Genomic DNA, 16,239 nt, shown 5'->3' on the forward strand with positions numbered 1-16,239 from the left:
AAATATAAGGAAATCAGCTAATTATGTGCTTGGAAACTTTCTTTTTTGATAAGGAAAGTTTCCGAAATAGAGCATAACTATTTTCTACAAAATGGAAAGGAAAAAAACGGGTCATTTTGATATGATGGAGGTGATTAATATATGAAGAAGAGGGGAGAGAAAATAGGATAAAATATGCTTATTAATGTTCTTGTAGTCATCGGTCAGTAGGTGCTTTACCTATCCAAATGGTTCTAGAAAGGTTTGTATATGATTAAAAAGAAAAGTAATCGGTATTCAAAGAGTTTGTTTCGACAACAGGAAATTTTTTCTATTCGTAAGCTGAGTTTGGGTGTTGCCTCTGTTTTATTGGGTTCCTTATTTATAGGTGGGAATGTGGTTCAAGCGGAGGAGATTTCTGGCGGTGCGGAATCTTCACTGGTAGTAGGAGCTGAGGAAAAGCCACCTGTTGTCTCTACAGAGATTGTCCCAGCGAGTGAGGGGGATAGTGTTGTCGCTTCGGATGAACATCAGGTAGAAGATTCAGCTGCTTCACAAGCTGTTCCAGCTACTACTACCCTACCTTCTCAGGATAATCCATCAGAGGAAGTAGGTGTTGGTTCAGAGAATGTAACCTCAGTTCCAGCAGAAACGATTCCTTCGACCAGTTCTTCATCGGTCGCTCCAGAGCCTGTACCTCAGCCTGCATCAACAGATAAGGATGGAGATGATTCAGCCCTTTCCCCAGCTGTGCCAGCAACTACTGGCACATCAGAGATTGTTCAGCCAGTAGTAGAAGGTGAGCAAGTTCTTACACGGTCTGCCGAAACAGTTGGTGGGGATGAGGGAGAAGAGTTGGCGGGTGGTGAGTCCAAAGATGAAGAGATGTTGGTTGCTAACGAGGATTCGAATCGCGAACCAGGACTAATTTCCTTGGACTTTAATTCCGAAAATGGCTATGAAGATAGAAGTGCAGAAGAAGGTTCTAATGTAGAAGAAGAAAACCGCAACAAACGCTTAGCGTATTTTGCAGAGTTAAATCGTTCAGGTTTTTCCAGAATAGAAATTCCTGAAGGGATGAAAAAAATTGATTTTGGGGCATTTAGTGGGAATAAAACTCTAAAAGAAATTGTCTTGCCAACGACCCTGACAACGATTGAGTACGGTGCATTTGAAAATTCTGGTCTGGAAAAGCTAGTTTTACCAGCTTCTTTGACCTATATTGGTGATAGGGCCTTCGCAGGCATTTCAACACTTAAAGAAGTGGTGATACCAAAGAATGTGACCTATGCTCCCAATATATTTGCAGGTAGTAACAATCTAAAAAAGGTAACCTTTGAGGATGGAATAACAGTCATTCCAGCTTCTATTCTGGCTGGAACTAGCGTGGAGGAAATCCATCTTCCGACTAGTGTAGAGATAATTGATAGCTATGCTTTTTCTGAGAATGAACACCTGAAGAAAATCAATCTCAAGGATGGAGTGAAGGCTATCCATTCAGGAGCTTTTGCGGGCAATAGTTCACTAGTTCAAGTTGAGTTACCAGATAGTCTAGAGTATATAGCAGATTCAGCCTTTAGTGGCACAACTAATCTTACTTCGATTGCTCTACCTACTAATGTTAAACAAATCGGGTATAGTGCTTTTTATGATTCTGGTCTTACTTCTATACACCTACCAGCAAAGCTTGAATCAATTGGTAACTCTGCCTTTTACTCGACAAGATTATCAGAAGTTAAGCTGCCAGCTTCTCTTAAGCATCTTGGTTGGGGAGCCTTTTCTCATATAGATAGTCTAAAAAAGGTAGAGGTGAATTCGGATATAGAAACCTCTCATTATTCTAGCTACTGGTCTTCTCCTTTTGCGACGAGTCCCTTGACGGATGTTACGATTAAGGAAGGTGTGACGGTTGTTGCTGATAAGATGTTTGAGGGGCAATCAGGGATTACTTCCCTAATTCTTCCATCTAGCCTGCTTGAAGTCAGACCCTATGCTTTTACAGGGGTTGGGATAGAAAGTCTGAGCCTACCTGCTGGATTGCGAAAACTAGGAAATCATAGTTTTGCTAGGAGTTCTAATTTGAAGTCCGTAACCATTCCGAGTAGTCTTGTTGAGGGGGATGGAGCCTTTATTGACTCGAAAAAATTGGTTAATATCAGCCTTGCTTCTGGAACGACTAAGATTATAGACGGCCTCTTCCGAGGAACTGGTTTCTCAGAGTTCACGATACCAGAAGGTATTACAGAAATTGGAGCGAATGCCTTTTCTGACAATGATAATTTGACTACTATTACTCTACCCTCTACTCTTCATGCGATAGGGGCCAATGCTTTTTCTAATACTAGTCTCAAACGAATCGTTCTTCCTCCAGGGATGAAAAAGATTCCTGATGGTCTGTTACAAGGGACTAAAGTAGAAGAGTTTGTTATTCCAGAAGGGGTGGAGGAAATTGGAGTTCAAGCCTTTGCTTATAATCCTTTCTTGAAATCCGTTGTTCTCCCATCTAGCCTGAAAAAAATTGGCTACGGAGCTTTCCAGAATACAGGTATAGAAAGCATCATTTTTAAGGATGGTTTGGTAGAGATTGATGATTATGCCTTTTCCAATACCAATCTGAAATCGACCCGTCTTCCAAATAGCGTCACCAGGCTAGGAAGTTCGGCTTTTTCAGGGATAAGTACACTAACCAGTATTACGCTTTCTGAAGGCTTAACAGAAATTAATGTAGGAACATTTTCAGGCACTTCCCTAGAAAGAGTCATCCTTCCTAGTGCGGTTACCATTATTCATGACTCAGCTTTTTCTAGGGTTAGTACCTTGAAAGATATTATCTTCTCTGACGGGCTGAAACGGATTGAGAGAAGTGCTTTTGATGGTACAGGTTTGACGGATGTGACTCTTCCTTCTCAGCTGGAGTATCTTGGTGCTGGAGCCTTTGCGACGGAGAGTCTTCGTTCTATCCATATTCCTAAATCTCTTAAGGAAGTGGAATCAATCTATTGGCTACCAGGTCCATTTACAGGTGCTACCAATCTTCAAACAGTTACTTTTGAAACAGGAATTCGTCAGATTGTAGCTAATCTCTTTAGAGGTTCTCATATAGAGAGTATGGATTTGCCAGCTACCGTTGAGGAAATTGGAAGTTCGGCTTTTGCTGAATCGGGACTAAAAGAAATTGGACTACAAAATGGTTTGAAAAAAATTGGGGCATCAGCCTTTTATCGTACCAGCCTGGAAAGTATTCACATTCCTGATAGTGTGACTGAAATTGGTACTTCAACTTTTGCAGAGTCTTCAAAACTGAAACAGGCGAAGTTATCAGCTTCTATGAAATATATTCCAGCAAGTATGTTCTCGTATACTCGTCTATCCAGCATTAATATCCCGACTGGTGTGGAGCGAATTGATGAAGCTGCCTTTTCAAATACTAAGTTAAGTCAAGTTAGTTTGCCAGAAAAACTCAACGAGATAGGAGGTTCTGCCTTTTCATATACACCTTTGACAAGTATTTCTTTTCCAGATAGCCTGGAAAAAATAGGAGGCAGTGCATTTTGGCAGACATCTTTGAAAGAGGTCATCATACCAAAGACAGTCAAGGAGTTAGGAAGCTATGTCTTCGGGAACATAGCAACTCTAAAAAAAGCCCACGTAGCTAAAGACTTCGTCGGAGGGGATGGAACCTTTAGTGGTTCGAGTCTGGAAAAGGTAACTTTTGAGGAAGGGAGGACGACTATTCCTAGGGAGTTCTTTGTGAATACAGGTATCAAGGAAGTTATTCTGCCAAAAGAGCTTAAAGTTATTGGTGAGGGAGCCTTTCGTTCCACCCCAAGTCTAAAAGAGATTGATTTGGGAGAGAAACTAGAAGAGCTAGGAAGCGAAGCTTTTCGAAATTCAGGGCTAATCCGTATCACCCTACCAGATAGTATAACTTCTTTCGGCTATGCTGCTTTTGCGGACAGTTCTTCCCTACAGAGTGTAAGGATACCCGATACATTGACCGCTATACCTGAGGAGGCTTTTAGAAATACTGGTTTGCTCTCGCTGAACCTACCAAGCTCTGTTACCCGTATTGAAAGAGCTGCCTTTTCTAATGCTAAGATTTCCAAAATCGATTTCTCGACCGCTTTGGAAAGCATAGGTTACGGAGCTTTTAGTGGAAATCAATTTGAAAAATTGGAACTTCCTAAATCTTTAAAAGAATTGGGTTATTCTGCTTTTTCTGATAATAAAAACCTGACCTTCCTCTACATTAATAGTGATTTGGAACATGATAGATATGGTTCATATTACCACAATGGTTCCCCTTTTAAACATAGCAACTATTCATCCGATATCAAGAGTCTGTACGTGGAGTTTAAGGATGGAGTGACTAAGATTCCAGCCCATCTTTTTGCTGGTGCCAAGCAAGTCATTCGGGTTGATTTGCCTGAAGGACTGAAGGAGATAGGCGGCTCAGCTTTCCATGGAACCAGTATCATGAAGGATGAATCCAAAGAATCTGCTCCTAAGCTTCCAGCGAATGAAAATAGTAATGCAGAAAAAGAACAACAAAATGCTCCATTTGATGCGGTGAGTATGACTCGTTTGGAATTGCCGGATAGCTTAGAAACCATAGGCAATCATGCATTTGGAGGCATCAATACCCTGACGAGTGTCAATATTCCTAAGAATCTGGTAGTGGCAGACCAGGCCTTTGCTGGAAGTAGAAATCTAACACATCTGAGAAGCAATGTTGAAGGTGTTCGTATTCCAGACGGTATGTTAGAGTCCACAGGCATTGCAACCTTTATTGTTCCAGAAGGTATTACAGAAATTGGTAAGTATGCCTTGAGAGACAATAAGACAACCGATAAAGATAGTGCGTTTGGGTCTTCATCATCAGAACCAAACAAATGGGCAGGTTTGACGAATGTGATTCTGCCATCTACCTTGACCAAGATTGATAGCCGTACCTTTGAATCGACCTCTATCAAATTTATTGATATTCCGAATGGAGTTAGTGAGATTGGCGAAGGAGCCTTCCGTTTTAGTCCAGAATTGGAGACGGTTAAGTTGCCTAAGGAACTGAAAAAGTTAGGTGGTTACCTCTTTGAAGGCAATGAAAAAATGACTCTTTTAGTCTTGCCAGATAAGGTTGAGAGTATTGATGTAAACGCCTTTGTAAACATGCCAAACTTGGAGAAGGTTTACATCCCAGCAAGTGTGAACTCTATTGGTGAAAACCTTATTTTTAACCCGAATACGACCTTCTATGTTGCGGCAGGTTCCTATGCTGAAAAATATATGAAGGAACGCAATATTCCTTATGAAATTTCAGGGGATGACTATAAACACTATAACGATGGCATTGTGAAAAGTTCTCGTTTCTCTGTTGCATCTCAAACCTTGAAACAGTCAGGAAAGTTAGCCCTTGATTTGAACTATAGTTTAGATACTGCTGGAAGAACTATCGCTGACAAGGAGATTCGCATTACCCTTCCAAAAGGGGCAGTTGCTTTTGAGAAAAAGATCAAGATAGACGGAAAAGAACAGGAAGCCATCATTGAAAATGATGTTCTCAGAATAAAAAATAGTGCAGATAGTAGCCGGATCCAATTTGTTGTCACAACAAAAGCGAATGAGTTGACCCAACTGCAACTGGCAGCTCAGGTACTCTACAAGGAATACGGCATCCAAAAATCAGAAGTCTTAGGCCACCTTAAGGAAGAAATGCCATTCTTGATGATTAAGGCCGATACGGCAATTTCAGGAAATACGGTGAGGATTGTCGGCAGAACAAAACCAAATACAAAGGTTGAGTTTAAGATTGCAGAACCTACGATTGGTGGCAAGATGGTCTTTGTTCATGCTGGACAAAAAACTTGGGCAGAAGGTCTATCATTGGGACAACACGTTATCTCGGACATGACTGGACAGTTTGAAACCACGCTTACCTTGGATTTTGTAAAACTCTTTGATGTATCGGCTAAACAGCGTGATAATTTCAAGATTAGAGCCATTTCGGAAGTTGATGGAATTCAGGTCAAAGCAGATTCGGAAAAAATTATCTTTGAAGAATCCTTGCCTACTCTAAGCTCTTTCATTATGAAGTATGGTGGTAAAGAATATGACTTGGCAGATGGAGAGGCAGATAATGGTCAGTTGATTTTTAAACCAGGTCAGGAGTTTGAGTTCATTGTTCGTTTAGAGAATGATATAGATGTAGCATACTTGGAAGTCCTTACCAGTCGAAATGGTGTTGTGAAAAAAGTTCACTTGTCTAAGCAGGAAACGGATGATTTAGACGAAACTAGTCATACCTATACTTTCAAAGGATTATTCGATCCAGCTAATCCAGATTTTGTTCCTGGAGATTTTGTTTTGAGGGTAGTTCCGAAGCCTGTAATTGGTGCTGAAGTGCTGGCAGATATGTGGAAGTTTAAACAATTAAAAAGTAAGATGGAACTGTTGGTTAACGAGGAGAAAATTGACTATGCAACCTATCTTAAGCAACTTTTTTCACTAAACAACCACTCGAAACAGACGGATAAACACTCTCGCTATTATCTAGATTTAATTATTCCATTCTTAAAAGATATTACTAATGCTGCAGAGGAGAATAATACTGACCTAAAATTTGTCAAATGTATTAATGCTTTTTCTAAAATTATATTAGGAAGAGAAGAAGCAGAGAATAGTAAAGTTGAAAATTCAATTTTACCTACGATTGCTGGAGCGGCTGATTCTGTTTCTAGATTGCTAGAGATTTGGGATAGCTACCAAGATATTCTTAAATTAGATTCTGCTGATGAAGTCAGCAAAGCAACGATGTTTTCTAATTTATTAGGTAGTGCAGAAGTGGGACTTCAGGCAGTAGAGTTCTTACTGCTTGAGTTACTGTATAATGACGTCCTTAATGAAGCTAAAATATTAGGTGTTGATAAAAACTTCATTGAAAAATTTGAAAAAGGGCACAATTTGTATATGTATACAGCCGCGGTCCCATTTGTTTATAATTCAATTGCCAATGTTGGGAAATTCGCAGGTGGTCCTGGAAAGTTATTCAGTGCAGCCTTTACTGGTGTGAAAGCTGTGGGAGACGGAGCTATAAAATTTATAAACTGGGCTAAAAGTGGTTTTGATGGTAATAAAGATTTGAAGGATTGGGAAAAGATTCCTACTTTTGATGAATTAAAAAATGTAGCATATAAAGATATGATGCTAAGTTTTTACTATGATTTGAATAGCGAATATAGTAAAAAGTTTGGAAGCTCGTTTTGGTCAAATTTTACAGGTTCTATTACGACTCCTTTCAACCTCAATCTCGAATCCTATACTCCAATTATCGACCCATCTGGTCGTGTCCTTAACAGTGTGACTGGTAAGCCTGTTGTGAATGCGACGGCCAAAGTTTACTATAAGGATAAGGATGGTAAGGAGGTGCTGTGGAATGCAGGTGATTATTCACAGCTCAATCCTGTTTTGACCACGATTCATGGAGAGTATGCTTGGGACGTACCAGAAGGTTTGTGGAAGGTGAAGATTGAAAAGGATGGCTATGAGGTAGCAGAATCTGACTGGCTTCCAGTTCCACCACCACAGACTGAGGTGAATTTCAATCTCCAACCGAAAACTTATTCCTTGGAATTTATTCTAGATGGAGGAAAAGCTATTTCAATCTTACCGACTAGCTACATGACAGAAGTGGAACTTGCTTTGCCATCTGCAGAGAAAGAGGGCTATGATTTCTTGGGCTGGTTTGATAATGAAACTAGAACAGGATTACCAGTAACAACCACCCTATTCTCTACTGTTGGGAACAAGAAATTATGGGCAGCTTGGGCTAAACCGTTGGTTAAAGAGCTACCAACAGTTGCTCCAACTGCAGTCGCTTTACCAACTGTTAAGCTAACAAGGGTAGAAAGACCAATCAAGTCAGTAGAGGTTATCTATCTGGAAGATGCCAATCTGCTAGTTGGAGAAAACCGAGAAGAAACTGGTCAAGATGGTTTGCTAGTTGTCGAAGTTGCTGAATTTATCTTAGATGGTCAGGTGACTGAAACTCAAGAATTTGAAGTATCCCGTACTGTAGCAACTCCACGCAAGATTTACCGAGGGACCAAGGTTGTGTCTGTCACCCCGGTCATCACCACCCGTACTCGTCAGGAAGTTCATATCTTGACAACTGACCAAGTACTAGAGTTGGAAGATTCAGAGTTAGTTCAAGGTCAAACACGTGAAGAAGCTAGCATCAATGGTCAAGTTGTTATTGAGATTACAGAAACCCTAACTGATGGTCAAGTTACGGCTAGGAGTGAACGAGAACTCTCTCGTACCGAGGCTATTCCACGCAAGATCTACCGAGGTAGCAAGGTTGTGTCTGTCACCCCAGTCATCACCACCCGTACTCGTCAGGAAGTTCATGTCTTGACAACTGACCAAGTACTAGAGTTGGAAGATTCAGAGTTAGTCCAAGGTCAAACCCGAGAAGAAGCCAGCATCAATGGTCAAGTTGTTATTGAGATTACAGAAACCCTAACTGATGGTCAGGTTACGGCTAGGAGTGAACGAGAACTCTCTCGTACCGAAGCTATTCCACGCAAGGTTTATCGTGGCACAATGGTTGTTCAAGTGCCAGCAGTAGCCCCAATAGGTTCAAACTTACCAACTGTTAAGCTAACAAGGGTAGAAAGACCAATCAAGTCAGAAACGGTTGTCTATCTAGAAGATCCTACTCTGCCAGATGGAGAAATTCGAGTAGAAGAAGGGCTTGCAGGTCTATTGGTGGTAGACATTGCTGAATACATCCTAGACGGTCAGATTGTTAAGGTAGAGGAGTTTATTCTTTCTCATCAAGAAGCAACTCCACGTAAGATTTATCGTGGAAGGAAACAGGAAAGCATAGTAGTAGCCACAGAGCAGACACAGGCTGTCCATTTACCATCGGCAGAGGAAGGAGCTATGAACAGTCAATCCTTACCAAATACTGGTCAGTCAGATTCTGTTTACCCAGCTATTCTTGGACTATCCTTATTCTTGGCAGGTACTGCCCTCATCAAATCTAAAAAGGATGAAACAGTCTAAACCAGACCTTTGAAAAGAAAACACATCTGGCAATCCTTCCTTATAAGATTGCCAGATAGTTTCTTTTTAGAAAGTAAAGTGATGGCGGCGAACAAATAGAAGTTCCGGTTAGGAATTTAGGGTAGGTTTGAAGTATAAAAACAAAGGAGGTTATATGCAAAAGAAATACAAAATTGACCAACGTGGTCAGAATATTGGATTCTGGCAGGCAGGTCGCGATTGTCTACGTGGTTCTTTTAGTTATGGTGGCTACACTACTAGAAAGGGATATTTTTTTGGTGGATTAATCATCAGCTTACCAGGAATCGTTCTAGAGATTTTTTCTTCAATCCTAGTAATGTCTAGTGTGTCAAGTATGCTGACTAATCCAGAAGCCAGTGGTGCTAGTTTTACAACTGGAATGACACTATCGATGCTTGGTATGGTCTGTACGTTCTTAGCAATTATTCCTGGCTTACCTAGTACTGTCCGTCGGCTCAGGGATGCTGGATTGAATAACCAAGGTATTATTATTTTTCTGGCTAGTTCACTGATTCTTGCATTGTTACCAGTAATCAATATTGTGGTCTTCATTGTTAATATTTATGTCACTTGCCAGCCATCCGGTCGTTTTTTGACAGATGAAAAAGATCATCTTTTTTTCTCTAATCGTGAAGAAGAGCAGCAAGACCATTGGACACCCCAACAACCTTTTAACCAAGTCGTAGAAACTGTTACCGATGAAAATGCAGGAGATTCTGCTCGACAAATTCAAGAGGCTGATGTTACTAAAAGTTCACAGGAAGAGTACAAAACGTCGAATCCTATTACACAAGAAATCCAAAATGACTTGGATGAAATGGTTATGGGAGTATCAAGTTATGTTTCACCTTCTGATACAGCTACAAGAGTTAGTGCGCCCTCATCACCTAATGGTATTGTAGAGGAGATGAGAAATCCAGATGGTACTCCTTATTCTAGTGTATACAGTCAAAAAAGCACGAATAAATTCATGGTCATTGGGGTCATTGCAGCAGTCATTTTATGTATAGCTGGTCTTTCTATTTTAGTGACGAATAAGCAAAATACTGCACAACATTCATCTATCCTTCCAGTCCATAAGACCATCGATGTCTCCACCTATGACATGGTTTTGTATTCAGATGGGGAATCGGGTAATGGTACTGCCGAAGTAGAAATTACCTCTATTCCTTACTATGAAGGTTACGATGAAGAGATTGAACAATTATTGTGGAATCCAATCGTGACGCTATCAAAAGAGAATCATTTGAGTAATGGAGACGTGGTGACAGTAAGGATTGAGTTGGACCCGGATGAACTAGAACGATTGGGACTGGATGCGACAGGAATCTATGAGCAGGATGTGACGATTAGCAAATTGGACGAACCCTATGTGGTCCAAGAAAGTTCTACTTCACAACATAGTGTCCTGTCAAATGCAATCATTACAAATATTTCAGCAACTTCCTACCTTTCTGAGCCACAACATCATTTAGAACATTTGCCAAAAAATGTTATAGATGGAGATCGGACGACCGCTTGGGTAGAGAATGTTAGTGGACAGGGAATTCAGGAATCCATCACATTAACACTAGACGGGGTTTATAACATTTCCCAAATGTCTATCTATTCGGGTTACCAATTGAGTGATGATATCTACTATAAAAATTCTAGACCAGCAAGAATTCGATTGACATTTTCAGACAATAGCTATCAAGAGCTTGATATCAATGACCAGATGGGTGAACAGTTAATTGAACTTCCCCAGTCAGTAAACACTTCATCAGTAACGGTGACAATTTTAAAAACTTATTTTGGGAATAAGTACGAAGACACAGCCATATCGGACATCCGCTTTATTGGCCAAAAATCCCAAGGAAGTGCAGCGCCGAGTTCACCAACTTCCTCACTCGTTTCTCAAGAAGAATGGCCCCTTTCAAAGCAAAATGAGTTGGCTCAATATATGGTGCAATTTGGTAATGAGATGAACCAGCCCAACTACCAACGGATTGCTATCACCAAGCCTGTTGTTTGGTCAGGCAGAGAGTTGGATGAGAATTTTAAAATTTTAGATGGATACGAGTATTGGTACGACAATTATACCAAGGTGCATAGGTATATTTTTGTTGTGAACGTAACGGGAGAGCCAGTTGTACTCTATTCTAAAGACACTGGAGATCCAGAATTCTATCGGGTCGGCTTGACTCAGAATGAGATGCTGCCTGGAGCTTTTCGAGAAATCTATTATTGAACAACTTGACTTTTCATAGGTGTTTCTTTGTTATTGTTAGGGGGTGTAAAAGTGAAAAAGAGAATGGCCTTACTATTCATCAGTGTCATACTGATTGGTATAGCTCCACAATTTTTGGTCTTGTCAAATCAGACGAACATAGTTCATGCAGAAACAAAAACGCAAAAAGCTTTAACGCAACCGCTGATGTCCCTCGGTGTTTCGCTGACAGAAAAACAAAAGACTGAAACCAAACGTCTGTTGGGTGACAGTCATATCAGTGACAACCAAGTTCTTTCTGTAACTGGAAAGATGGTATCAAAATACACAGGTTCTGCTGACTCGGATGCCAAAATTTACTCCAGCGCCTTCATTAAACCCCTAGAAAAAGGTTCAGGGGTACGAGTTGAAATTGTGACCCCTGATAAGATTACGATGATTTCAGCAGCAACCTATCAAAATGCCGCTATTACATCCGGTGTGTCGGATATTCTGATTCGGATTGCTTCTGTAGAAACGGTTACGGGTGAAGGTGCCTTGGCAGGTGTTTATGCCCTGTTAGAACAAGCTGGAATTGCAGTTGACCAGACTACTGTTCAAATGAGTCAGGACGAGATCGCTTTAATAGAGAAAATCAAGGCTGAAACGTCCCTATCAGATGAAGAAGCCAACAAACTGATTGCAGAATTAAAGAAGACAATCACGTCTAATCTAGTAAAAAAGAAAGCCATCACGGATGAGTGGTTGCAGAAGCGTCTAGATGAGATTTGTGCCAGTTATCATGTTACATGTAGCGACGGACTAAGAGCAGAAATCATCGCTTGGTTAAGCTCCTATTCGAAAACGGATATTGCAAAATCTACTAAGACTGTCAAGCAACTCGAACAAAGCATCCTAACGACTGAGTGGGCGGAAGTGTTATCAACATTGGATAGGGTATTAAATCCTGACGAGATTCTTGCACTTGAGAAGATGGACTATAGTGATAAAAAAGCATATCATGCCATCATTGATGCTGTTTATCAAAACTTGCTCGTGGAAATTAAGGAGGGACGACTAGATAAAGTTAAGCTAATCTACTCACAGTCCTTTGTCATCGAGAGAATGTTGTCAAATCCTTCTATCAAAGAAAAGGAAGCTTTGAATTATATCCGTACTCTATGCTATTACTTCATTGCCTTTAAAGAAGATGGGAAGCTATCCGATGCTTTAACAAGAAATCAGAAACCAGTCTGGTTAATAGCGGATTCGACAAAGGCAAACTTTCTCTATGCCTTGAAGCGTTATAAAAATATTTCTCAGAATCCAAACTTGCAGGAAATCGTTAACCGCATTGCCCTTGCAACAGGCTATGCTTATGAAGCCTTTCTTTATGAAGACATCCAACAAGAAGGAGAGTTTATTCACCTAACCATTGTTTGTCCTTGCTTAGATCAGAAAACGCAGATTAGTGCTGTTTATAATCTAAAAACAGGAGAATGTGTACTAAAAGATGGTAAGAAAACTAGTAAAACTAAGCTTTATGATTTTAAAAAACAGTATAAGGTAAATATCGAAGACAAGTATCAGCAGTTGGTGGATAATCTGAAGGCATACCAGTTGTCCGATGCAGATGTAGCCATTTTCAATGCAAGTAATATCAAACAGTCTGTCTACAATGCCTATAAAGAAGTTGTTGAGCAATTCTATCAATTCTCTCTATCATCAGATGCTCTTCCTAACAATTATTCTTATATCCCTATACTTGATGATATCACATACCCACCTGGAGCTAGACAGTTTAAATATGCCTTATTTGATCTGAATAGAGATGGGATTGATGAGTTGATTATCAGTGATGGGGATAATAACCACCTAGCTGTATACACTTATAACAAGGGAGCTGTTTTATTAAAAGGAGTTAGTGGTTATCGTAATCATATGCAAGTTTTCCAAGATGGAAAGATTGTTACATATGGTTCCGGAGGTGCAGATGTTTCAGGTGTGACTATTTATACACTAGAAAATGCTGATAAAGGTCTAGTTGAACTGCACACCTTAACCAGAGAATTTAACCAGTCTGCCTCTCAATCACGTTATATTGTGGGTAAATATGATAGCAGTACTGAAATTTATCACGGTCAAGAAGAGTATTTGAGGCAGTATGGACAATATGCACCGTATCTTTCAATTGGCCCCTATACTTTTATTGACTCTTCACTTTCTGCGGCTATTTTAGACTTGAGTATTTTTCGTGATATCAGTGATAGAAAGGTCTTTGAAGCGACCTCCGAAGAGAAAGTTTCTGTCAAAGATCAGAAAAAAACGTCCAATACAGAGAAAAAGGCATCTCCGTCCTTTACTAACCTAACAGCAGCAGATAAACAGGAAATAGAAGAGTTGGTATTAAAGGGGCGTGCCTATAATAGCGAAGTTTTTGCTCGAAATGAGAAATATATTGGTACAGTTCCGAGCGCCCTGACAGAGCCAGCAATTCATTATGATACGACTGATAAATATGTCACATTGAGCGAATTAACGGATGCCTATAATTCCTATAAGGCAGGTACTTATAATAGTGATGATATATTGCGAATTTGGAAAAATATATACGATATGGAAGAAATTGATGCCTCTTATAAGGATCAAGTTGGTCCGATTTTTGGAACAACTGAATATGGGCTCAAGTACTATAAGGGTGACCAGACCTTTGTATTAAACCATGGCGGTTTTGGATACTCAAATAGTTTTAATGTTTTGCAAGAGGGATGGAAAATAGAAGAAACCTATGTCGATGTTCCAGTGGCTATGACCACTCTTGGGGAAACTGCAGCGACTACCCCAAGCTATATTGTACGTGTTAAGTTGAACAACAAACAATACAAGGGTGGCAGTGGTCAGTCTAGTAAATTTTATATCGAAAATGTAGGAACGATTATTGATACTAAATCAGACGGTTCTTACATCACTTGGTCTACTAGACAATCTAAAAAATTATATGAAGCGATACAAGCTTATGGAAAAAAAGAAGGACTCGCCTTCCAATTTGATAGGGAACCGTTATTATCCTCGCCTGGAGAGTATCAAATAGCTGTTTTTACAGATAGTTCAGATAGGGAACCTGATATTAAAACCTTATTCTATTTTGGAATGGGGACTACATACGATTATTATTTCTTGTCAAGATACGATGCTGTTGGCAACTCAACAATTCCAACACGGTATGTATTCACTATTCATGGAGGTAAGCCTGTCTTACTATTAAACCGTCAGAGTGATGCAGGTTATCAAATCCCAGGAACAAGCACCTATATCCCTACTTTTACCTTAGTAACCGATGAGCTACAACAAGAGTTTAGTCAGATATTTTCTGAGGAATAAATGTGGAGAAGTAGGTAATTAGTTCTATATAGTATGGGGGGTATGGATAGGAGCTAAAAAGACAGTCATTTGGCTGTCTTTTAGGTTTTTATAGGTTTTTCTGCTATAATGAACGTATGAATGAATTTATCCAGAAATATGTTTCTCAGTTTAATGTGGATGCCATCTTGACAGCCTTTGTCAATAAAATCCTTTCGTTGGTGCTCCTCTTTCTTGCCTTTTATATCATAAAAAAACTTGCTAAGGCATCTGTAAAAAAAGTCTTAGTGCCATCTCTGAAAGTATCCACTCAGGACATTGGTCGCCAGAAAACCATCAGCCGTCTAGTGGAGAGTATCCTGAATTATTTGCTCTACTTTATCCTTATCTACTGTATTTTAAGTATCCTTGGTTTGCCTGTTTCAAGTCTGCTTGCAGGTGCGGGGATTGCGGGGGTAGCTGTTGGCCTGGGGGCGCAAGGTTTTTTGTCAGACCTAGTCAATGGCTTCTTTATCCTGATAGAGCGACAGTTTGACGTGGGCGATGTGGTCAAGCTGACCAACGGTCCCATTACAATTTCAGGTACCATTGTGAGCATGGGCATTCGGACCACACAAGTGAGGGATGCGGATGGGACCCTGCACTTTATCCCCAATCGTAATATCTTGGTCGTGTCCAATCAATCCCGTGGCGATATGCGGGCTCAGGTGGATATTCCGCTCAAATTCAATACCGACTTGGAGCAGGTCGGTCGAGTGATTGAGGAAGTCAATCGGAGAGAGGTTAGTCATTTTGATCAGATTACAGGAGTGACAGTTCTTGGACCACAAAATACGACCAACGGCCAGTTTGTTTACCGTGTCAATCTCTTTGTAGCCCACGGGCAGCAAAGTAGTATTTATCACCAGTTCCTTGGTTTTTATCAGGAAGCACTACGGCAAGCAGGCATTGACTTGCCAACCACCAGTCTAACCAAATAAGGAGTTTCAGATGGAAGTGAAAGATTTTGTTGTTGAAAATGGCCAAATGTATTATAAGAAAAAGCCATTCTTCAAGCAACCATTATTTTGGACCAGTATAGTTGGTTTCCTCCTATCTTTTATTCTAGGTGTGGCCTGTCTGATTTTGATGATGAGCCCCAGTGTATCAGATACCAGTAGCTATTGGGATACAGAGGGATATTTCGACGATACCATAAGCTATACAGAGTACCAAGTGGGTGATAGCGTAGATTTTTCCACAGGCTTGCAGATTACGGTGACTTCGATGGGTAAGGATGACAGCCTTGCTCCAGTCGGTGATTTTGGCTATCCTTATCTTGTGGAAATGGATGTGAAAAATCCCACAGATGAAGTGGTGTATTTTGATGAGTACCATTTTCAACTAATTGATGATCAAACCTACCTTCCCTATGACTTGGATATGCGAACCTACGATGTTAATCTCATGGAGAAAATAAACCCTGGAGAAATGATAAAGGTAAAATTGATCTATGAGGTAGATCAAGAGAGCAGTGTGGGTTTCATTTATGAAAATGCCATCTGGATAGAGTTAGTCGGAGAAGGAATTTAATCTTGATCTAGCCAAATAAAAGCCCACGGTAGAATGAATTCTACTGTGGGCTTTTT

Annotated in this window: 5 protein-coding genes; all 5 read left to right on the forward strand. The window is 40.2% G+C overall.

The window, feature by feature from the left end:
• The first annotated feature begins 249 nt into the window (after positions 1-249).
• The 5 genes from C1G49_RS02625 to C1G49_RS02645 all read left to right on the forward strand — a co-directional run bounded on the left by C1G49_RS02625 (position 250) and on the right by C1G49_RS02645 (position 16,183).
• Positions 250-9,042: a leucine-rich repeat protein gene (locus C1G49_RS02625; RefSeq protein ID WP_105124496.1), complete on the forward strand. Its 8,793-nt coding sequence runs from the start codon at positions 250-252 to the stop codon at positions 9,040-9,042.
• Between the two features lie 154 nt (positions 9,043-9,196).
• The gene (locus tag C1G49_RS02630) at positions 9,197-11,293 is read left to right on the forward strand and encodes an NADase-type glycan-binding domain-containing protein (RefSeq protein ID WP_105124497.1); all 2,097 of its coding nucleotides are present in this window, start codon (positions 9,197-9,199) and stop codon (positions 11,291-11,293) included.
• 51 nt (positions 11,294-11,344) lie between these two features.
• On the forward strand, positions 11,345-14,632 hold the full coding sequence (locus tag C1G49_RS02635) for a DUF1002 domain-containing protein (protein ID WP_153048214.1): 3,288 nt from the start codon (positions 11,345-11,347) through the stop codon (positions 14,630-14,632).
• A 116-nt stretch (positions 14,633-14,748) separates the two neighbouring features.
• A complete protein-coding gene (locus tag C1G49_RS02640) occupies positions 14,749-15,591 on the forward strand; it encodes a mechanosensitive ion channel family protein (protein WP_105124499.1) in 843 nt (280 codons plus the stop codon).
• Between the two features lie 10 nt (positions 15,592-15,601).
• Positions 15,602-16,183: a DUF4352 domain-containing protein gene (locus C1G49_RS02645; RefSeq protein ID WP_105124500.1), complete on the forward strand. Its 582-nt coding sequence runs from the start codon at positions 15,602-15,604 to the stop codon at positions 16,181-16,183.
• Positions 16,184-16,239 lie beyond the last annotated feature (56 nt).

Source organism: Streptococcus suis, from assembly GCF_002960625.1.
Classification (GTDB): Bacteria; Bacillota; Bacilli; order Lactobacillales; family Streptococcaceae; genus Streptococcus; species Streptococcus suis_T.

What these genes read in the sequence shown, in the direction of transcription:
- C1G49_RS02625 (WP_105124496.1), top strand. Translation starts at nt 250, where the DNA reads ATGATTAAAAAGAAAAGTAATCGGTATTCAAAGAGTTTGTTTCGACAA.
- C1G49_RS02630 (WP_105124497.1), top strand. Translation starts at nt 9,197, where the DNA reads ATGCAAAAGAAATACAAAATTGACCAACGTGGTCAGAATATTGGATTC.
- C1G49_RS02640 (WP_105124499.1), top strand. Translation starts at nt 14,749, where the DNA reads ATGAATGAATTTATCCAGAAATATGTTTCTCAGTTTAATGTGGATGCC.
- C1G49_RS02645 (WP_105124500.1), top strand. Translation starts at nt 15,602, where the DNA reads ATGGAAGTGAAAGATTTTGTTGTTGAAAATGGCCAAATGTATTATAAG.